This window comes from Deltaproteobacteria bacterium GWC2_55_46 (genome assembly GCA_001595385.3).
In the GTDB taxonomy this organism is placed as follows: Bacteria; Desulfobacterota; GWC2-55-46; order GWC2-55-46; family GWC2-55-46; genus UBA5799.
Map to the genome: position 1 here is coordinate 2141158 of LVEI03000001.1, position 20844 is coordinate 2162001.

15 protein-coding genes and 1 tRNA gene are annotated in these 20844 nt (G+C 54.9%); 13 read left to right on the forward strand and 3 right to left on the reverse strand.

Annotated features, from left to right (window positions below; all coding sequences use genetic code 11):
- The first annotated feature begins 132 nt into the window (after positions 1–132).
- From A2V21_310120 to A2V21_310180, 13 genes are all read left to right on the forward strand, one after another.
- Complete coding sequence (locus A2V21_310120) at positions 133–549, forward strand: hypothetical protein (GenBank protein ID OIJ74583.1); 417 nt, start codon at positions 133–135, stop codon at positions 547–549.
- Complete coding sequence (locus A2V21_310125) at positions 530–2494, forward strand: hypothetical protein (protein OIJ74584.1); 1965 nt, start codon at positions 530–532, stop codon at positions 2492–2494. The genes A2V21_310120 and A2V21_310125 overlap by 20 nt, the downstream gene beginning before the upstream one ends.
- Positions 2495–2660: 166 nt before the next feature.
- Positions 2661–2879 (forward strand): hypothetical protein, encoded by a 219-nt coding sequence (locus A2V21_310130; GenBank protein OIJ74585.1) that lies wholly within the window; start codon positions 2661–2663, stop codon positions 2877–2879.
- On the forward strand, positions 2872–3345 hold the full coding sequence (locus tag A2V21_310135; protein OIJ74586.1) for a hypothetical protein: 474 nt from the start codon (positions 2872–2874) through the stop codon (positions 3343–3345). Before A2V21_310130 ends, A2V21_310135 begins: the two co-directional genes overlap by 8 nt.
- Positions 3338–4804, forward strand: coding sequence for a hypothetical protein (locus A2V21_310140; GenBank protein ID OIJ74587.1), 1467 nt, complete (start codon positions 3338–3340; stop codon positions 4802–4804). Before A2V21_310135 ends, A2V21_310140 begins: the two co-directional genes overlap by 8 nt.
- Positions 4782–5402: a hypothetical protein gene (locus tag A2V21_310145; protein OIJ74588.1), complete on the forward strand. Its 621-nt coding sequence runs from the start codon at positions 4782–4784 to the stop codon at positions 5400–5402. The genes A2V21_310140 and A2V21_310145 overlap by 23 nt, the downstream gene beginning before the upstream one ends.
- 15 nt (positions 5403–5417) lie before the next feature.
- Positions 5418–7058, forward strand: coding sequence for a hypothetical protein (locus A2V21_310150; protein OIJ74589.1), 1641 nt, complete (start codon positions 5418–5420; stop codon positions 7056–7058).
- A 9-nt stretch (positions 7059–7067) separates the two neighbouring features.
- Positions 7068–9341: a hypothetical protein gene (locus A2V21_310155; GenBank protein OIJ74590.1), complete on the forward strand. Its 2274-nt coding sequence runs from the start codon at positions 7068–7070 to the stop codon at positions 9339–9341.
- A gap of 30 nt (positions 9342–9371) precedes the next feature.
- The gene (locus A2V21_310160) at positions 9372–10415 is read left to right on the forward strand and encodes a chemotaxis response regulator protein-glutamate methylesterase (GenBank protein ID OIJ74591.1); all 1044 of its coding nucleotides are present in this window, start codon (positions 9372–9374) and stop codon (positions 10413–10415) included.
- A gap of 1212 nt (positions 10416–11627) precedes the next feature.
- Complete coding sequence (locus A2V21_310165) at positions 11628–13169, forward strand: hypothetical protein (protein ID OIJ75151.1); 1542 nt, start codon at positions 11628–11630, stop codon at positions 13167–13169.
- 219 nt (positions 13170–13388) lie between these two features.
- Positions 13389–13465: transfer RNA gene (locus A2V21_310170), tRNA-Pro, on the forward strand.
- A gap of 247 nt (positions 13466–13712) precedes the next feature.
- Positions 13713–15248, forward strand: coding sequence for a DNA methylase (locus A2V21_310175; GenBank protein ID OIJ74592.1), 1536 nt, complete (start codon positions 13713–13715; stop codon positions 15246–15248).
- Between the two features lies 1 nt (position 15249).
- A complete protein-coding gene (locus tag A2V21_310180; protein OIJ74593.1) occupies positions 15250–17874 on the forward strand; it encodes a hypothetical protein in 2625 nt (874 codons plus the stop codon).
- A 187-nt stretch (positions 17875–18061) separates the two neighbouring features.
- Here A2V21_310180 and A2V21_310185 read toward each other — a convergent pair whose 3' ends face one another.
- The 3 genes from A2V21_310185 to A2V21_310195 all read right to left on the reverse strand — a co-directional run bounded on the left by A2V21_310185 (position 18062) and on the right by A2V21_310195 (position 20831).
- A complete protein-coding gene (locus tag A2V21_310185; protein OIJ74594.1) occupies positions 18062–18577 on the reverse strand; it encodes a hypothetical protein in 516 nt (171 codons plus the stop codon).
- A 2-nt stretch (positions 18578–18579) separates the two neighbouring features.
- The gene (locus A2V21_310190) at positions 18580–19077 is read right to left on the reverse strand and encodes a hypothetical protein (protein OIJ74595.1); all 498 of its coding nucleotides are present in this window, start codon (positions 19075–19077) and stop codon (positions 18580–18582) included.
- Positions 19078–19151: 74 nt separating this feature from the next.
- Positions 19152–20831: a hypothetical protein gene (locus A2V21_310195; GenBank protein OIJ74596.1), complete on the reverse strand. Its 1680-nt coding sequence runs from the start codon at positions 20829–20831 to the stop codon at positions 19152–19154.
- Positions 20832–20844: the final 13 nt, after the last annotated feature.

Sequence of the window (20844 nt, forward strand, 5' to 3'; positions counted from 1 at the left end):
CTCAATCCATCGCATTACCCCAGATTCATCTCATTTTCCGGCTAAATTAAACTTATATCACTATTATCCAGCGGCCGCGTCTGTCCGATAATGATTACAAGAGGCGCATCCGTATTAAGCTTGACTCGCGATTTGGAGATCCCCGTGAAAGTACTCGTGGTCGCGAAAGAGCATTCATTGAGGTCCATGGTCAGCTGCTTCCTCGCTCTTTTATATCCGGAGGTGAGGGAGGCGGCAGACTTGAGCGGCGTATGGAGGGTCTTAAGTTCCGGCTTCCTGCCGGAGATCATCGTGGCCGGTTATGAGAGGCCAGGGGCCGAAGAGGAGGCGCTTTTCAGGTCGATGAGGAACCTCCAGGCGCTCCGGCGAGTGCCTATACTGGTGATGGCCCCGGTCGATTGCATGGACAGGCGCATGGAATGGAGAAAGGCCGGGGCGACCTGCTGGATAGAAAGGCCTTTCAGCTCGAAAGAGCTTCTCGAGATCATGGGCATGGTCGTCTTTAATAATGCCGATAAAAGGAGCGTTGATGAACTGGCAGTCGATTAAGACAAGGCTCATGGGAAGCTACACGGTCCTGCTCGCGCTTTTTCTCCTGCAGATGCCGGTTGTCTACTGGGTAGTTAGCGGGATGGGGCAGAAATACTCCCAGGTGGACGAGGCAGGCTCTCTAAGAAAGAAGGCCGTGGAGATAACCGAGCTCTTGAGCAGGCATGTGGCCACAGGTAACGCCGCCCTCGAAAAGGCGTTCCATGAGAGGAAGGCCGAGTTTGGCGATACCATAGGGGCGTTGAGGAACGGCGGAGAGGCTGTGCCCGCGCTAAAGGGGCAGGACCTTGTCGAGAAGCTCGACAGCCTTGAGATGAGATGGACGGAGATGTCCGTTTCGCTGGACAGGGCTATGGAGTACGGCAGGACCGTGCGCGAGTCCAAGTCGAAGATAAAGGACTCCACCTCACGGATGGTCGAGGAGATGGGCCGTGTGTCGCCGGCTGGCAATGCCGGGGTCCTGAGGCTCGGCTACCTCTTCGAGCTCTATCTCTCCTCCCAGATGGAAAAGGAGAGCATCTACATAGACATGAAAAAGGAAGCAGCCGCGCTCGACGCGGCGCTCAAGAACAGGCCCCTGGACAGCCAATGGCAGGAGCACAAAGGCGTCCTCCTTGCCGGGGTCGCCTCAGAGGACAAGTACAACGGAGAGCTTATGCTCATCCATGAAAGGCACATGCCGGATGTCGTCGCCGCCGGCAACGCCCTTACGAAGCTCATAGCGGAGCGGGCACGGTCAACGGCCATGAAGGGGCTGGCGGCGCTTGCCCTGCCGGCTGTCGCCCTCGGCGGCCTCACGGTCTTTTTCATGCTCCTCGCGAGGTACCATATACTCGACCCGATAATGGAGATAAAGAGGTCTGTCGAGGATTTCTCCAGGGGGGCGCTGGATAGCAGGTCAAACGTGAAAGTGAGCTTCCTGGGGCGCGAGATGAACGACGAGATCGCAAGCTTGAGCGTGAGCGTCAACAGGATGTCGGAGCGCGTCTCCGGCGTAATAGAAAAGATATCCGCTACGTCAGTAGACCTGGCAGCTGCCTCCGAGGAGCTTTCAGCCACTTCGGGGCGGATATCCGAAGGCGCCCGGATGCAATCGGGGCAGACCACTCACGCCGCGACAGCCATGGAAGAGATGAGCGCCACTGTCCTGGAGGTAGCGCGGAACTCCCAGCAGGCCTCTATCGACGCGAGAAAGACCAGAGAGATAGCCGCCAAGGGAGGACAGGTCGTGCATGAGGCCATAGCAGCCATGAAGGACGTGGCGGAAGCCACGTCCGTGTCGGCGGGGACGATAAAGAAGCTCGGGGCGAGCTCCGAGGAGATAGGCACGATAGTATCGGTTATAAACGATATCGCGGACCAGACCAACCTCCTCGCGCTCAACGCAGCCATAGAGGCGGCGAGGGCCGGAGAGCAGGGCAGGGGTTTCGCGGTAGTCGCCGACGAGGTGAGAAAGCTCGCCGAAAGGACGACCAGGGCCACCAAGGAGATAAGCGTCATGATCCAATCGATACAGGATGAGACATCCAGGGCGGTCTCGGCCATGAACGAAGGCACCGGGAAGGTCGAAAACGGTCTTAAGCTCGCGAACGAGGCCGGCCAGGCCCTCAAGGACATAGTCTCCGGGGTCGAGACGGTCACTGACATGATAGGCCAGATAGCCACCTCGGCTGAAGAGCAGAGCGCCACCACGGCGGAGATAACCAGGAGCATGGACTCCATCGCCGATGTCTCCAGGACGAGCGTTACGTCCATAGGAGAGGTCGAGAAGGCGACAGGCGAGCTGATGGTCTTTGCCGCGGAGTTGAAGGAGCTTATAAACGGCTTCAGGAGCGCGCAAGGTGATAACGACAAAATTGACGCCCCCGTCAGGGCTGAAGCGAGACTTCGTTTAATCCATACTTCCAGCCGTAAAACAAAACCTGCCTATACCTCGAAAGCGTAGTTGCCTCCTGCGCTTCAGGAGGATCAAACCCGCCGCCCCCCGTCCATCGGGGGGCGTACCTGCTTTTTGGCCTGTTCACTTCCTCAATCCTTTCCACGTACAAACCCCCGGATCTATGCTCTTCCTCTGCTCCGCCACCCCCGGCAAAAGGCCTGAACCGGGGGAAGTGATTCATTTTGTTGAAATTTTTTCGTATTTAGGATATAGAAAAGGTATTCAGATAATCCTACAGGCGGCGGAACTGTGGTCATTGCGAAGTTGCGGCGTTGGGATTCCCGTCTCTATAACTATCTTGGAGACCTTCGTAGCAAAAAACGTTTCTCGCATGATAATAATAGACTTTCAGCATCCGCTAAAGCATATAAAAGGATCTTTCGATGGTTGACCCGGATAGACTTGTCTGCTTTACCATTGACGACCTCGTCCTCGCCCTGCCCCTCGAAAAAGTCGAAAGAGTAATGCCTTCGGTAAGGCTTACGCCCCTGCCGAATGCCCCTCAAGCCGTACTCGGTATCCTGGACCTCCGGGGCAAGGTCATCCCTGTATTCGATATCCGCGCGCGCTTCGGAAAGCCCTGGCGCGAGATCTCCCTGGGCGAGCAGATACTCATAGCCGCCGCGTCGAAGAGGACTGTGGCGATGGTCGTCGATGAGGCCAGGGGCGTAATCGATTGCGAGCCAGGGAGCATCACGGCGTCAGTAGAGGTTCTGCCAGGGCTTGAGCACATCCGCGGTGTGGCGAAGCACGCGAGCGGGATGATAGTCATACAGGATATAGACAGGTTTCTCTCCATCGAAGAGGAACGTCAGCTCGACGGCGCCCTCGAAGGGATGGAAAGGAAAAATGGGTAGAATACCTGAGCAGATCCTCCAGGAGCTTAATAACTTCATCTCCTCTTTCATGGGGCTCCATTTCACCGAGAGCCGCCTCCAGGACCTGGAGCGCGCCATATCGGCGGTCTCGCGGGACTTTGGCTTCGAGAGCGAAATGGAGCTCGTAAGATGGATCATCTCAGGGCCGCCGGAAAGGGAGAAGGTCGAAAGGCTCGCAGCCTACCTGACCGTGGGAGAGACCTATTTTTTCAGGGACAGGGCCTCGTTCAAGGCCCTTGAGGCCGATATAGTGCCGGAGCTTCTGAGGGCGAGAGAGGCCGCCCGGCGGATCAGGGTCTGGAGCGCAGGCTGCTCGACCGGTGAAGAGCCCTATTCGATAGCGATACTCCTTTCGAGGCTCGTCCCGGACCGTGAAAACTGGAACATCAGCATACTCGCTACTGACATCAACCCGGCGGCCCTGAGGAAGGCTCAGGAAGGCGTCTATACCGACTGGTCCTTCAGGGATACGCCGGTGTGGCTCAAGGAAAGATATTTCATCAAGGAGAGGGGTGGCGCCTACAGGATAGACCCGGCCATAGGCAGGATGGTGACTTTTTCGTACCTGAACCTGGCGGAAGACGCCTATCCGTCGCTCCTCAATAATACCAACGCTATAGACATCCTCTTTTGCCGCAATGTGATGATGTATTTCTCGAACGAGGTAGCCGGGAGGGTGATGCGCGGTTTTCACAATTGCGTAGTTGACGACGGGTGGCTTCTCATGAGCCCGGCTGAGGCCATAAGGTCGATTGCCAACCTTTTTACGCCAGAGACCAGGAATGGGGCCATCTTCTACCGGAAGGCAGAGGCGCCAAAGCGCCCCCGCCTGACGTTATTCAGGGAGGAACCGGTCTTCCATCCTGTACCCGCACCCTCTATCAAGCCTGTTTTGGTGCAGGTTCCTCCGGCGCCACAGGCGCTTCGCCCTGAGGCAAGGGGCTACGATGAGGCCGAGAAGGACTATCACCGGGGCATGTACGCCCGCGCGGCTGCGATACTCGAACAGACGGCTCTGGGGGCGGGGCTCGACGAGAGGGGTATGCTCCTTCTCGCCAGGGCCTATGCCAATCAGGGCAGGCTTGACGAGGCCGCCACATGGTGCGAAAAGGCATTGAGGCAGGACATATTCAACGCGGCGGCTCACTTCCTCTTTTCAACGATAATGCTCGAACAGGGCAGGGGTGAAGAGGCGGTCAAGGGGCTTGAAAAGGCCATCTACCTCGACCAGGACTTCATAATAGCGCACTTTGTGCTCGGGAACCTCCTTGCGTCGCAAGGGCGCTCTCAGGCATCCGAAAGGCATTACAGGGTAGCGCTTAAGCTGCTCGGCGCCCTGCCTGAAGAACAGGCCATTGACGCCTCTGACGGCATTATGGCAGGCAGGCTTAAAGAGATCATAACCATGGCGCTCGATGGAGGTACAGTTGGCAGGTAAGGAGAAGCCCGGAATAGATTGGGAGGCGGTCAGGCAGAGGCTCGCGAAGACAGGAGAGCGGCTCGCCGAAAGGAGCCGCCCATCGCGGGATCATATCGAGGAGGTATTGAGGCGAAGGGCCGAGGCCTTTGCCAGACGCGAGAAGGCTGAGCCGGAAGGCGAGTTCCTTGAGGCCCTTGAGTTCACGCTCGCAAGCGAACGGTATGCCTTCACCACGGAGCTCATAAGGGAGGTGGCCCCGCTCCATGAGCTTACGCCTGTGCCCTGCACCCCCGCGTTCGTGCTCGGGATAGTGAACATCCGGAGCGAGATACTCTCGGTAATAGATCTGAGAAGATTTTTCGACCTTCCCTGGAAGGGCATAACCGACTTGAGCAAGCTCATTGTGCTCAAGTCCCAGGAGATGCAGTTCGGGGTGCTCGCTGACTCGATACTCGGGGTAACGAGGATATGGGCGGACGGGCTCAGGAAGCTCCCGACCCTTACGGGCGTGAGGGAAGAGTACCTCAAGGGGGTCTCCGCTCAAGGCACGGTGGTGCTGGACGCGGGTCGCCTCCTCGCCGACAGATCGATAATAGTATACGAAAAGGCCGAATAGGCCAGGAGGATGGATATGAGATGGTTCTATGATATATCGACCCGCATGAAGCTCTTCATCGGCTTCGGGCTGGTCATCCTGTTCCTTGCCGCTGTCATAATCATCACGACCAGGAACATCGTACAGATAGAGAAGGCGCAGGAAGATATAATAGGGCATGAGTTCGCCAATACCGTCGATACGCTGACACTCCTGTCCAGGCTTGACGCCATACGCGTCGGGCTCCTGTCGATGACGGGATCCAGGAGCGCGGCTGAAAAGGCGGCCTGGCACAACGCCATCAAGGAGAAGAGCGCTGATATAGACTCGCTCTTCAAGACCCTTCTCGACAGGAACAGGGACAATGAAGACGCCTCCTGGAGGCTTCGGGAGATGAAGGGCATCCTCGATGATTTCGCCGAGACAAGGGACAGGCGGCTGATACCCTTGCTATACGCCGGCAAGACCGAGGCCGCTCGCGAGCTTGCGATGGGCATCCAGGCAGAGCGCTACAAGAGGATGACCTCGCTGGCGGCCGACCTGGAGAGCGAATCCAAGCGGCAGACCGCGCTCATGGTAGAAGTGTCGAAAAAGGCCTCCCAGCGCTCGCTCATCTTCTCGCTATCGCTCGGGGCCGCGGCCGTCCTCTTTAGCATGGTCCTCGCCGTTTTCCTGAACAACGTCATCGCCAGCCCGTTCAAGGACATCTCGGATGTCGCCGTCAGGGTGGCTTCAGGAGACCTCACCGTAAATGTCCCTGACCTTGGCAGGAGGGACGAGGTAGGCGCCCTCTCAAACACCTTCAGGCAGATGATAGACAGGCTCCAGAGGCAGACCGGCGAACTGGCGGAGGTTATAAGCGTGCTGGCGACATCATCCAACGAGATAGCGGCGACCACCTCCGAGCTCGCTTCAGGCGCGGAGCAGACCGCCATAGCGGTCACCGAGACTACGACCACGGTCGAGGAGGTCAAGCAGACCGCCAACGTCTCCTCCGAGAAGGCGAGGCATGTCTCCGATATAGCCCAGAACGCCGTGCAGGTCTCGCATAACGGCACGCGCCTCGTGCAGGATACGCTCCGGGGCATTGGCAATATAAAGGAGCAGGTCGAGTACATAGCGGAAACCATCGTGAAGCTCTCCGAGCACAACCAGGCCATAGGGGAGATCATAGCGGCGGTCGACGACCTCGCGGAGCAGGCAAACCTCCTGGCTGTGAATGCCTCGATAGAGGCGTCGAAGGCCGGAGAGCATGGCAAAGGCTTCATGGTAGTCGCTCAGGAGATAAAGAGCCTCTCGGAGCAGTCCAAGCAGGCGACCAGGCAGGTGCGTTCGATCCTCAATGACATACAAAAGTCCAGCAGCGCGGCGGTCATGGCCACAGAGCGGGGCAGCAAGGCTGTCGAGGCTACCGTGCTTCAGTCCTCCGGCACAGGGGACACGATACGTACCCTCGCCGACACCATCGGGGAGGCATCCCAGTCGGTCATCCAGATAGCCGCCTCCAGCCAGCAGCAGCTCGTTGGAATGGACCAGGTCGCGATAGCCATGAACAGCATAAAGCAGGCCACGACCCAGACGGCCGCGAGCACGAAGCAGGTGGAGTTGACCGTCAGGAACCTCCAGGAGCTCGGCGGCAAACTCAAGGCCATGGTCCAGCATTATAAGCTCTCCTAAAGGGTACGGATGGACAAGGATACCGAGTTCAGAAGACGGCTCATTTCGACCTTCAAGGCGGAGGCGCAGGAGCACATAAGCACCATCATGGCCGGGGTCATCGAGCTGGAGCGCATGCCGCCGGTCGAGGTGCAGATGGAGATAGTGGAGACCGTCTTCAGGGAGGCCCATAGCCTGAAGGGCGCCGCGCGCGCCGTGGGTATCCCTGAGATAGAGTCCCTCTGCCAGGCTCTCGAAGGTGTTTTCTCGCAGTGGAAGATGAGGAGGATAAACCAGTCAAGGGACCTCTTCGACGTTATCTGTGCCGCGATGGATACGGTGCGCTCGATCGTCGCGTCCACCGAGACCGGGGCTGAGCCATGCCCTGAGCGCGCCCAGGCGGCCGGCCTCGCGAAGGAGCTCGACAGCTTCGCCTCAGGGGGTCCGTCTGTCATGACCTTCCAGGGAAGGGGGCAGGAGGTCATTAAAAGGCCGCCATCGCCTGACCAGGCAGCCCTGGAAGAGGCGAAGACACCCGCAAGAGAAGCGATAAAAAGGCCAGCGCAGTACCCACGGGACCTCTCGTCTGATACCGTGAGGGTTTCGACGGGAAAGCTGGGCCTGTTGCTTATGCAGGCCGAGGAGATGCTGCCCTTGAAGTCGGTATCTTCCCTGAACTCGGCCCTTTCCGCAGAGATAGAAGGTATGCTCAAGGACCTTAAAGACGAGCTCGGCAGGTATGGCAGGTTGCCGGCGGGTAAAGGGGCGGCAGCGTCCCAAGATACGGGAGAGATCTTCAGCCGGGTCCAGGCGCGCCTCAAGGCCATGGATGAGGCAACGCGGGCGCTCTCGCGCTCTTCCAGGCAGCATGGCAGGGCGCTCGGCAGGATGATAGACGGCCTCCTGGAAGAGGTCAAGCAATCGATGCTCATGCCGTTTTCCAGCGTCCTCGATGGTTTCCCTATGCTCTTAAGGGACATCTGCAGGAAAAAGGGCAAGGAGGCCGATCTCGTGATAACAGGCGAGGGGGCCGAGATAGACAGGAGGATACTGGAGGAGATAAAGGACCCGCTCATCCATCTGGTGAGGAACTGCGTGGACCACGGCATAGAGAGGCCCTCGGAACGGGAGGGGAAAGGCAAGCCGAGGAGGGGGACCGTAGCGATAACGATGGCGCACCTCGAAGGAAAGGCGGAGGTGACGGTCTCTGACGACGGAGGGGGCATCGATATGGAAAAGGTCAAGGCGGCGGCCGTGAAGAACGGAGTGGTCGACGGGGCGGAAGCGGCCGAGTTAGGCGAGGAGGAAGCTCTCTCTCTCATATTCCATTCGGGCCTTTCTACAAGCCACATCATAACAGACCTCTCTGGCAGAGGCCTTGGGCTTGCCATCGTGCGCGAAAAGATAGAGAGGCTCGGCGGGTCTGTTACAGTCGAGTCTTCGCCCCTGGGGACGAAGTTCAGGCTCTTCATGCCCCTTACCATAGCCACCTTCAGGGGCATATTGGCCTTGGCTGGCGGGCAGACATTCATAATACCGGTATCGAGCGTGGAGCGCACCTTGAGGGTAAAGGCCTCTGAATTGAGCTCCGCCGGGAACAGGGAGACCGTATACATACACGGGGAGCCGTATTCGTTCGCCTGGCTTGACGCGGTCCTCGAGATACCTCCCAGGCCCAGGAAGAACGACGGCTTCATAACCATGCTCCTCCTGGCCTCTGGCGGGCGGAAGATGGCCTTCGGAATCGATGAGATGGCCGGTGAGGAAGAGATACTTGTAAAGGGGCTGGGCCCGCAGCTCGCGTTGGTGAGGAATATATCCGGGGCGGCGATATTGGGAGACGGCAGGCCGGCGCCTCTAATAAACGTGCCGGACCTGTTGAGGTCGGCTATGAGGCCGTCTCCTTCGATCGTCCCGCTTGAGGCCGCCGAGCCCAAAGCCATATCGGTATTGGTCGCCGAGGACTCCATCACGTCAAGGATGCTCCTCAAGAACATACTCGAATCGGCCGGCTATTCGGTGAGGACGGCCGTGGACGGGGTCGACGCGTACACGCTCCTTAAGACAGAGCCATTTGACCTCCTTGTCTCGGATATAGAGATGCCGAGGATGGACGGCTTTGAGCTTACATCGAAGGTAAGGAACGATAAAGCCCTCTCGGAGCTGCCGGTCGTGCTGGTGACCGCCCTTGAGACCAGGGAAGACCGCGAAAAGGGCATCGAGTCAGGCGCCAACGCCTATATAGTAAAGAGCAGCTTCAACCAGAATAACCTCCTTGAGATAATAAGGAGGCTTGCGGGGTAGAGGGTTGCATGGCGCCGGGAGTTTTTTAATTTGATAAGCGTTTACATAGTCGACGACTCGCGCGTGGCGCGTGATTATTTAAGGCATCTTCTCGAGGCCGACCCGTCCATCAGTGTCATAGGCGAGGCATCAAGCGGGGAGGAGGCTGTCGAGTTCATGCAGGCCAACAGGCCCGATGTCATCACCATGGACATCAATATGCCCGGCATGGACGGGCATGAGGCCACGAGTATGATAATGGGCGCGAACCCTGTGCCGATAGTCATCGTAAGCGCCCATTACGACAAGTCGCATGTCGAACAGTCTTTCAGGGCCATAGAGGCCGGGGCGATAGCGATAGTCGAGAAGCCGCCGGGGCCCGGGCATCCTGCCCACAAGGAGGCCGTAAGGGAGCTCATACAGACCGTAAAGCTCATGTCCGAGGTCAAGGTGGTAAGGCGCTGGGCGAGGGGCGTACAGAAGCCGTCCGCCTCAAGGGCCTTCAGGACAGAGAAGAAGGAGGTCAAGGTGGTGGTGATCGGCGCCTCCACCGGCGGGCCTCCGGTGCTCCAGACGGTGCTCTCCGGCTTTGAGGCGGACTTTCCGGTGCCGATAGTCGTTGTGCAGCATATAGCCAGGGGCTTCATAGACGGGATGGTGGAGTGGCTCGGAGGGGTCATTGAGATGAAAGTCAGCGTGGCTTCAGACGGCGAAAGGCTCCTGCCTGGGCACATCTACTTCGCGCCCGACGGCTTCCACGCGGGGGTAGAACCCGGGGGCACGATAGTCTTGAGCCAATCGGAGCTGGAGAACGGCATCAGGCCGTCAGTATCCTACCTTTTCCGTTCGGCCGCGCGGGCCTTCGGGGCAGAGGTCATAGGGGTGCTCTTGACAGGCATGGGCAGGGACGGCGCGCTGGAGCTGAGGTTCATAAAGGACAGGGGTGGCGTGACGATAGTGCAGGACAGGGAAACGGCGGTCGTATACGGCATGCCGGGCGAGGCTATAAAGATGGGCGGGGCCTCCCTCGTGCTTACGCCGGAGATGATCCCGGTAAGGATAAAATCTCTGGTCAACGGTAGATGGCCGGACTGAACATTAAGGAAAGGTATGGAAAAAGGAAAATACATATTGGTCGTAGAGGACAGCCCCACGCAGGCGAAGCAGGTAGAGGAGAGCCTCAGGCAGCTTGGCTACAGGGTAGACCTGGCGTACAGCGCTAAAGAGGCCCTGGAGGCGATGGACAGGGAGAAGCCGCTCCTCGTCCTCGCTGACATATTGATGCCGGAGATGGACGGCTATGAGCTATGCAAGGCCATAAAAGGCAGCAGTTCCTTCAAGGAGATACCCGTAATACTGCTTACGCAGCTTTCTGACCCGAGGGAAGTCATAAGGGGCATGGAGAGCGGGGCCGATGATTTCATCGTGAAGCCGTATAACGAGCGGGGGCTCATCTCGCGTATAGAGGGCGTGCTGGGGCACCTGATGAGTGAAGAGGACGAGCGCAGGGAGATAAAGGTACTTGTGGCCGAGGACAGCCCCACGCAGGCCGAGCAGCTGAGGCACTTTCTCGAGGCCCACGGCTATTCCGTCCGGACCGCCTCGGACGGGAGGGAGTGCCTGGACCTTGCCAAAAAAGACCCTCCCACGCTGATACTGAGCGATATCCTCATGCCTGTGATGGACGGCTATGAACTTGCCTATGAGGTAAAAAAGGACGAGGCGCTAAAGAACGTGCCTGTAATACTCATAACCTCGCTCCTCGACAGGAAGGATATAGTACAGAGGGCCTCGGTGGTGGCGGACGGGTTTTTCACCAAGCCATATGACGAGAGGTATCTCCTGTCCAAGATAGAGACCCTGCTCTCCGAGCGCAAGGAGAGCGAGGACGCTCAAGGCATAGAGGTCTCGTTCTCCGGCGAGAAGTATCTGATATCTTCTGACAGGAGGCAGATCCTCACGTTCCTCCTTTCGATTTACGAGAACGCCGTCCAGCAAAACCGCGAGCTCGTCCATATGCAAAACGAGCTTCAGCAGCTGAACGAAAAGTTGGAGGAGAGGGTTTTTTTAAGGACCAGGCAGCTCCAGGAGTCAGAGGCAAAGCACAGGATGCTCCTGGAGACCAGCGCGGACGCGATCGTCGTGGTGGCGGAGGACAATACGCTGTTTTTCATGAACAGGGCGGCTGAGGCGCTTTTCGGCGTAAAGGCGAAGGGCCTTGCAGGCATGCCCTTTACCTTTCCGGTAGCCGGGTATGAGAAGCAGGATATGGAGATACAGAACGGGGGAGAGAAGGCCTACGCCGAGGTGAGGACAGTTAAGACCACCTGGGGGGAAGAGTCTGCCGTCCTTGCCACCTTTCGTGACGTGACGGAGAGGAAGCGGGTGGAAAAAGAGCTTCGGGAAAGCGAGCAGAACTTCAGGGCGCTCGCGGACAACGCCAAAGACGGCATACTGATAACCGGCGAAGATGCCTCCATCGTCTACTCGAACCTCCGGTTCGCGGATATGCTGGGCTATAATGTCAACGAGGTGTTCACGAAGGACTTTAACGGCATGATCAAGGGGGACGCGGAGCATGGGGAAGAGGTAACGCTTGAGGGCAAGGGTGGAATGACGGTGCCGGTAGAGCTGGCGGCTTCAAGGACGCTCTGGCACGGCGTGGACGCGACTATCGTTATCGTGAGGAACATCGCCGAGCGCAAGAGCCGAGAGGACGAGCAGCTTAAGGCCAGCAAGCTCGAGTCCCTCGGCACACTCGCCGGGGGCATAGCCCATGACTTCAACAACCTCCTTACGGCGATCATCGGCAACGTCTCTCTCGCGAGGCTCCTGGGGTGCGGGGAAAGGGGCACAAAGGCGCTAAACGACGCTGACAACGCGGCACAGAGGGCGAAGGACCTTACGAACCAGCTACTTACATTCTCAAGGGGCGGGGCCCCGGTCAAGAGCGTGACCTCTATAAATGGTATCGTGACCGATTCCGCGAGCTTCTCGGTCCTTGGGTCTAACATAAAATGCGAGATAAAACTGCCAGAGGACCTCGCGCCGGTCGAGGTGGACGCGGGACAGATAAGCCAGGTCGTCCATAACGTCGTCTTGAACGCCGTCCAGGCCATGCCCGGCGGCGGGGTGATAACGATATCGGCGGAGAACGTCAGTTTAACGAATGAGAGCGGCCTGCCCCTTTCCCCTGGCCGCTACCTGAGGATAGACATCAGGGACACCGGCCCCGGGATACCTGAAGAGCACATCGGCAAGGTCTTCGACCCGTACTTCACGACCAAAAAAGGGGGCTCCGGCCTGGGGCTTGCTACCGTCTACTCGGTCGTCAAGAACCACGATGGGTATATAAGCCTCGATACCAAGCCGGGCTCCGGAACCGTTTTCCATATATACCTGCCTGCTTCGGATACGGAGCTTGCTCCGCAGAAGGCGAAGGTGGTTGAAGAAAGGCCGTCGATCGGCCGCGGCAGGGTGCTTATAATGGACGACGAGGAGATGATAAGGGACATAGCCGGTAAGATACTCGTGGAACTTGGCTACGAGGTCGATTACGCGGCGAACGGCTCTGAAGCGCTTGAAAAGTACAGGGTCCGGATGGAGGCGGGCAGCCCCTTTGACGCTGTGATCCTCGACCTTACCATACCAGCCGGCATGGGCGGCAGAGAGGCCATAAAGAAGCTACTTGAGCTTGACCCTGGGGCCAGGGCGATAGTATCAAGCGGATATTCCAACGATTCGATAATGTCCGAGTACGCGAGGTTCGGCTTCAAGGCCGTGATAGCGAAGCCGTACAGGATCGCGGACTTGAGCAACGTGGTCAGGCAGGTTGTGGAGGGCATTTAAGCTTCACCATCTCCAATTTGATCGTGAGAGAGTCGCTGAGGGGGCAAAACTGCTTAAAAACTTGCCTTGAGATATCGAGATATGTTATAAGAAACATCCCCCGCCGCGTACGATGGGGTTTATAGAGTTACGCATCGCGGGCGAAATGTAACAGTTGTTTTTATTGCATGTCTAATATCACCCCGCAATTTTCCGCGGGGGGCTTTATTTGTTGACTGTCGGGGCGTGGCTCAGCCTGGTAGAGCACCGCGTTCGGGACGCGGGGGCCGGAGGTTCGAATCCTCTCGCCCCGACCAATCAATCAAAAAGGGATCAGCCGAAAGGCTGGTCCCTTTTTTCTTTACTCTGCTAAACCTCTCCATAATCTCTACCCCAATCAGTAAGAGTATGCGCACCTGAGCCATCAACCCAAAAAACTTTGGCCCGAATATGTTCTGTCTGGTTGTAAAATAAACAGAATTTTAAGGGAAAAAAATTTTGAAGGCCTGGGAAGTAATATGGTATAAAAGCGTATCTTGAAAAATCCATCTTTTTGTTGAATATATGCCGACACTTAACTGGTTAACGAAAGGCGAAGATATCAGGGCTGCTGGAAAAGCCCCGTACAGGCTGCTTGAGGCCGTGCCGGAGCATTCGGCAGGTTCAGCCAGCGAGAATATGCTTATTCACGGCGACAACCTTGAAGCCCTCAAGGCCTTGCTTCCTTACTACGCTGGCAAGATTAAGTGCATCTACATAGACCCGCCTTATAATACCCGTTCAGCATTCACCCATTACGATGACAGCCTTGAGCATTCGATCTGGCTTGCTATGATCTATCCGCGCCTTGAATTGCTTAGGGAGTTGCTTTCTGAAGAGGGAAGTATTTGGGTTTCAATTGATGACAATGAAGGGCATTACCTCAAGGTAATTATGGACGAAATTTTTGGGAGAAAAAATTTTGTTGCAAATGTGATCTGGCAAAAAAAATATGCCAAGCAGAACGACGCTAAATGGTTGAGTATAAGTCATGATCACATTTTGCTGTTTGCAAAAGACAAGGAATCATGGCGTCCTAATGAATTACAGCGAACGGAAAGTCAATTAAAAGGATATTCTAACCCTGATAATGACCCTCGTGGTCCGTGGCAATCTGTTGTCTATACATGCGCTAAGACAAGAGCTGAAAGGCCTAATCTATATTATCCAATTATCCACCCCAAAACAGGAAAAGAGATTTTTCCGAGTGAAACAAGAGTTTGGGGATATGAGCCAAAAAAACATGAAGAGCACATTAAAGAGGAACGAATATGGTGGGGTAAGAATTTTGAAAAAGACAAGCCTCGCCTGAAGTCCTACTTGAAAGAAGTCGGTGAGGGCATTGTTCCAGACACTCTGTGGTTAAGAGCTGATGCTGGCGATAACCAAGATGCTAAGCGCGAAGTTCGAGCTTTTAACGAGAAAGCGTCATTTGATACGCCAAAGCCGGAAAAATTAATTCAACGCATACTTCAGCTTGCTTCTAATTCAGGTGATTTACTTCTTGATTCTTTTCTCGGTTCTGGCACCGCCGCCGCTGTAGCTCATAAAATGGGCCGTCGCTACATAGGCATTGAAATGGGTGATCACGCTATAACGCATTGCGCTCCGCGTTTAAAGAAGGTTATCGAAGGCGAGCAGGGAGGCATATCACAGGCTGTAAACTGGCAAGGCGGCGGCGGGTTCAGGTTTTATAAACTCGGAGAGCCGGTATTCGATGAAAACGGACAGATTAACCCAAAGGTGCGCTTCAAGGCCCTTGCCGCGCATGTATGGTTTTCGGAAACTGGCATTCCCTATGTTGGCAAGGCGAATAAGCCTTTTCTCGGCATTCATAATGGTATTGCTTATAGCCTCTTGTATAACGGTATCTTAGGCGATAAGCGGGTGAATGGCGGTAATGTTCTCACAAGGCCCGTACTGAAACAGCTTGATAAGGAATCAGGCGGCTTTGAAGGCCCGTGGGTGATCTACGGCGAGATGAGCCGTATATCAGTTGACAGTCTTCGCGCTGAAAAGATTACATTCAAGCAGACCCCTTATGATGTGAGGGCAAGATAAGATGCAGCTCAAAAAATATCAAAAAGACGCGCTGGATGCCCTCAAGTCTTTCCTGGAAAAGACACGCGAGACTAACAACGCAGAACAGAGCTTCAAGGAAGTCACTGCGGCCCTCGATATCGGGCGGTACAGAAGCGACTATAAGCCCTTAAAAGACATGCCTGAAGTCCCTCCTGAAGTCCCGTATGTATGTATCCGTATCCCGACAGGTGGCGGTAAAACCATTCTTGGCGCGTACACGGTCAAGCTGGCTGGCAACAGCTATCTTGAACGCGACTATCCCGTTGCCCTGTGGCTGGTCCCTTCCAACACTATAAGAAAACAAACGGTTGAGGCTCTGAAAAACAGGCAGCACCCCTACCGGAAAGTTTTGGATGATGCTTTTGATGGAAAGGTCCGTGTATTCGATATAACAGATTTCCCAAATATAAGGCCTACTGACATTAACGATGCTGCCTGCGTTATTGTAGGAACGATACAAACCCTTCGCGTATCTAATACCGAGGGGCGAAAAGTGTATGATCACCATGAAGCCCTTGAGCCTCATTTTACCCGTTTTACCGCATGGCCCAAAGGCCTTGAACTTGATGAAAAAGGGAATCCAAAGTTCTCTTTTTCTAATCTCCTGCATATGCACAGGCCGATTCTCATAGTTGATGAGGCGCATAATGCCGTTACGGGGCTTACAAGAGAAACCCAATCCCGCATTAATCCTGCTTGTGTGATCGAATTTACCGCTACTCCAAAATCAATGAGCAATGTCCTTTTTAGCGTATCGGCAAGCGTATTAAAGACCGAGCAGATGATAAAGCTTCCGATTGTTCTGACAGCGCACACCAGCTGGCAGGCAGCCGTGAGCGGATCTTTAGCAGAACGCGCCCGACTTGCCGAGAAAGCGAAAACTGAGCCTCATTACATAAGGCCGATTATTCTTTTTCAGGCTCAGAATAAGGATCAGGAAGTTACGGCGGATGTCCTTCGGCAGCACCTCATTGATAACGAGCGTATACCCGCTGAGAGGATAGCCGTTGTGACAGGCGAACAACGGGAACTTGACTCGATAAATCTTTTCAAGCCCGATTGCCCCATTGAATATGTAATCACGATACAGGCATTGAAAGAGGGCTGGGATTGTTCTTTTGCTTATATTTTTTGTTCTGTAGCGAATATCAGAAGCTCGACAGATGTTGAGCAGTTGCTTGGACGAGTCCTTAGAATGCCCTACGCCGAGCGTTGCCGCGAGAAAAGCCTTAATTCCGCTTATGCTCATGTATGCGAACCGGACTTTATAAAGGCCGCTGTCGAACTCAAGGATAAGCTGGTTGATATGGGCTTTGAAGCGGAAGAAGCCGAAGATAATGTGCAGGTGCTTGAGCTTGACTTGCAAGATGGGCTTGAGCCGCTTTTCTCAAGATTGAAAATTGCCTTCGAACTTGATGCGCCTATAAATTTATCAGCCATGTCTGACAGCGCAAGGGAACAGGTCAGAATAGAGGAAAAGACAAATGGCAGCGTTATTATTCATTTAGATAAGCCCGTTTCTGAAGAGATTGAAAAAGAGATTGTCTCTTTAGTACCTGAAGATAAGCGGGCTGAATTCAAAGAGAAGATTGATTTCGTGCGGCACAAAGCGGAATTTTTCAGTACGCCAGCTTCGAGAAAAGAGCCTTTTGCGATACCGCAGCTTTGTTTGTTGATAGATGGAGAATTTGAGAGAGCAGAGCCGGACCTTTTCTTGGATTATGCCAGCTGGAATCTGCTTGATTGTGTGGCTGTTTTGACCACGAATGAATTTAGAGCTGAAGAGACTTTTCAGAGCTTCGAATTTGATGTTGAAGCTGAGAGGGAAAGAATAGTTTATGGACACATCTCGGAGAATGTGAGGCAGTTTGAACTTGTCGGCATAGATACGGTATGGGATGAAAAATCACTGGCAAGGTGGTTGGATCGCCAATGCCGGGACCAATACATCACTCAAACGCAACGGCTCGAATTCATAAGGCGTATTGTTAAAGAGCAGGTGGATCGCGGTATTCAGATAGGCGAGCTGGTCAGGGCCAAATATCGTCTTGCGAAAGCGATTACATCGAAAATCACGAAGTGCAGGGATGAGGCAAGAGATAAAGGTTTTCAGACCTGTCTTTTTAAGAATGATAAAGATGTTGAAGCGAGTTTTGAATACTCATTTGATTTTTCGGAAAACCAGTATCAGGCGAATAGTTACTACTCAGGAGAATATGTCTTCAAGAAACATTATTTTGGTTCTTATAGAGTAGGAGACTTAAAGAATAAGGGTGAAGAGTTTGAATGCGCTCGCGCCATTGATATGCAGCAGAAGGTAAAATATTGGGTTCGCAATCTTGACAGTAAACCTGATCAAGCTTTTAAGCTGCCTTTGGCAAAGGGCTGGTTTTACCCTGATTTTGTTGCGTTCCTGGAAGATGGACGCATTTTTGTCATTGAGTACAAAGGGGCACACCTGATCCATGATCCTCAAACGGAACAGAAGAAGAGTATAGGAGAGCTTTGGGAAGAAAAGAGCAATGGTAAGGCTTTATTTTTAATGGCTGAGAAGGAAAAAGATGGGCTGAATGTTTATGAGCAGATAAGAAAAAGATTGGATTAAAGTGGTGCTAAGTTTGTGCTAAAAGAAGTTAGGGATTGGCCTGTATTCGCGCAACAGTCGCGGGGGCCGGAGGTTCGAATCCTCTCGCCCCGACCAAGATCGTGATATCCGTAATCCCTGGAAAAGGGGTTGCGGATATTTTTTTTGTTCCATGATTCGAAAGGCGCGAGAAGCGAGGTAGCGCGGCTTAGAGCCTCTCGCGCGCCTTAAGCCCAAGAATCCTGCCCCACAAAAACAGCAGCTTTGCCGCGTAAAGCAGCGTCCTTGATCTGATGAAATAGCGTCCGTCAGAAAGCTTTATCTGGCCGGTCGCGAGAAGCCTTTCAAGCCGGTTTTCGAGCATACGTCCGGACTGGTAGACGCCGGAAAGCTCGCTTAAGCTCTTTCCACAGTCTATCTCGCGGAGTATCCTTACCCTCCTCGCCGTCTCGCTCATGTTGAAGATATGAAAATAGCAGTAGCAAAGGGCGATGTATGTGGTGGCCGTATAGATAATCAGGGCTGGCAATTCCGCTCTGTCTGCCCCGGAAAGATATACAACCCATGAGAGAAGGCCCATAGGCGCTGCCCCTGCCGCGCCAGCTAAAAGAGCGACGAACTGCCGCGGGAGACCCCTTGTAACGGCCGGAACGCGGTTAAGCGCCGCGTGAATGAGCGTTACCATGAGCGGCGAGGCCGCGAGTATAAAAAGAAATAGATTCATCTTCAGCCCTCTCCATGAGGCAGGCCGATAAACCTCCGGTAGGCCGTGAAAAACCTGATCATGAGCTTTGCCGAAGGCGAAAGCGTTAGCCCTCCTCCGGATTCCTTCAGCATCCCGGAGTCGATGAGGTCCCTGACCCTTGGATAGAGGAGCAATTCGTCGCCGAAGCCCTCTGCCAGGTCCTTCTCCGGTAAGCCGTCGGCGCTGGAGCCTATCTTAAGGACTATCAAAAGAGAGGGAGAAAGCGCTTCGACAGCCGGATAGGTGAGGACATATGACGCGGCGAGCGCCAGGTCCAGAAGGAGCGCCGCTAAAAGATGCTCTGCCGGAGGAGCCGATTGAACGCCCGCCGCCATGGCGACGAGGGCGATGGGGAGGAAGATAAAGACCGTGACAAGGGCAAGGGGCCTGTTCCTGGGGAGCCTGAGGCGCCAGAGGGCCAGGTGTATCGCCGTTGAAAGCGAAAATAGCGACACCGAGCAGATGAATACCGATCTCATGCCGCGCCACGCATAACCGCGAAAGCCCTTTCTTCCATCATGCCATACCGCCGGTCCGGCATTTATCGGCCCCTTTACATCCCGCTGTTTCTTTTCGCCATGTCAGAAGCCTCTTTGGCCTTCCCGGCTTCTCCGATGGCGGTGTATACGTCTGCCAGCATCTTGTGGTTCCTCCAGCCTTTCGGGTCGTCCATGATATTCCTTTGCAGCTCAATCAGGAGCGCTCTGCTCAATTCGGTCATCCGGTATGAGGCGTCCGCAGGCTTGATTGACCTGTACTCGTACTTTTCTATCAGGGCCGCTGTCTCCGGGGTCCTCCTTACAAAGAGCATGGCCGCGTCGTCCCAATAGACAAGGGCCATCCGGGCCACGGCTTCCGGTTCAAGGAAGCGTTCTTTATCGCTGTCGGAGTAGGCTACCACGGCGAAATCGAACGCGAACGCGTCAAGAAAGTCTTCGAACCGTTCTTCCGTAAGGATTTTTTTTATCCGGACTTCACCGTACAGGTCTGCCCTGCCGTCGATAAATACCCGGCTCTCAGGCCATGCGCTCCATATCATGTAGCCGCCGAGGGAGTAGGTGTTGTACATGTTCCCCTTGATCCCGTTCTCCTCCATGAACCTTATCGCCTTGACCGGAAAAAGTCTATCGCTCACCCCGGCCCCCCACCACCCGGACTTCATCAAAAAACCTATCTTGTAATAGGAGACTGACAGGATCACCGCAAGGCTTAACCACAGCAGCAAGGGGGCTTTAAGGACGCCTCCCAGGCTTTGGCCGGCCCGAGAAAGGGCGGCCCTTTCTTTAAGGGCGTTCAGGTAGATGGCCATGAAAGGGACCGTTGCTACGGCCCAGAGAGTTATATTCCTCATGTGCTTGAAAGCGGCATATGAGAGCGCGGCGAATATCAGAAGATGGGCCGCAGAGGCCCTTTTCGCGTTCAGCAGGATTATGGCCGCCGAGGCCCCGAAGGATATGAAGAAGAGGGAGTGAGCGCCCCAGTTAGGGGGGTTGAACTCGTTTATGGCGAACATCTTTATCTCTTTGGTTATAGTGAACGGGAATGTGTACGATTGATAGGTATTGGGATTAAGGAGCAGTGTGGCGGCCACAAAGGCGAATATAAGGAGCAGGAACCTGAAGTCCTTTAGCCTCTGGGCCCTCCTGGCCTGGTCGCTTTCAAAGACCGCGCCGAAAAGCGTGTCAGCGAGGTAAGCGCCGGTCGCGACCAGCCCGATGAGCGCGGTATATTGGATATTGACCCAGAAGAGCATTATGGCCGGAAGGGCCCAGAGCGCCCTTTTTCGCGTCCCAAGCCTGAAGTCCTCGAGCAGGAGGATATAGATGGATATGAAGAGGTAGAATATCATCTCCGGCCTCTCCAGGAGGCGCCAGCTCATGAATATGGCTACAAGGAGCACCGCATGAAAGGCGATGTAGACGTCCACCTTTCTTTTCAGGAGGTGAGCGTAGATGACAGCGGATGTCAGAAATGTGAAGAGGACCTTGTAGATGGTGAGGGCGGCATACCCGCCTGCCCAGTAGAAAAGATAGATAAGGACGCCGAAGAGCCACTCCTGGGCTATCCAGGGATGTCCAGGCGCCGTATGGGAGAAGGTGTCATAACCCGGGATGCTCAAGGTCTTGAGGACCTGCTCTCCGGTCTTCAGGTGGAACCAGACGTCATAATCCGACACCTTGAACATGGAAAGGAAGACCACGAAAAGGAAGAGGGATGCTGTAAGGATGTACAAGGATGGTTTTCGT

Bases quoted from the DNA above. Each gene is read 5' to 3' on its own strand.
- A2V21_310125 (OIJ74584.1), top strand. From the start codon at position 530: ATGAACTGGCAGTCGATTAAGACAAGGCTCATGGGAAGCTACACGGTC.
- A2V21_310135 (OIJ74586.1), top strand. From the start codon at position 2,872: ATGGTTGACCCGGATAGACTTGTCTGCTTTACCATTGACGACCTCGTC.
- A2V21_310140 (OIJ74587.1), top strand. From the start codon at position 3,338: ATGGGTAGAATACCTGAGCAGATCCTCCAGGAGCTTAATAACTTCATC.
- A2V21_310145 (OIJ74588.1), top strand. From the start codon at position 4,782: ATGGAGGTACAGTTGGCAGGTAAGGAGAAGCCCGGAATAGATTGGGAG.
- A2V21_310150 (OIJ74589.1), top strand. From the start codon at position 5,418: ATGAGATGGTTCTATGATATATCGACCCGCATGAAGCTCTTCATCGGC.
- A2V21_310155 (OIJ74590.1), top strand. From the start codon at position 7,068: ATGGACAAGGATACCGAGTTCAGAAGACGGCTCATTTCGACCTTCAAG.
- A2V21_310175 (OIJ74592.1), top strand. From the start codon at position 13,713: ATGCCGACACTTAACTGGTTAACGAAAGGCGAAGATATCAGGGCTGCT.
- A2V21_310180 (OIJ74593.1), top strand. From the start codon at position 15,250: ATGCAGCTCAAAAAATATCAAAAAGACGCGCTGGATGCCCTCAAGTCT.
- A2V21_310185 (OIJ74594.1), bottom strand. From the start codon at position 18,577: ATGAATCTATTTCTTTTTATACTCGCGGCCTCGCCGCTCATGGTAACG.
- A2V21_310190 (OIJ74595.1), bottom strand. From the start codon at position 19,077: ATGAGATCGGTATTCATCTGCTCGGTGTCGCTATTTTCGCTTTCAACG.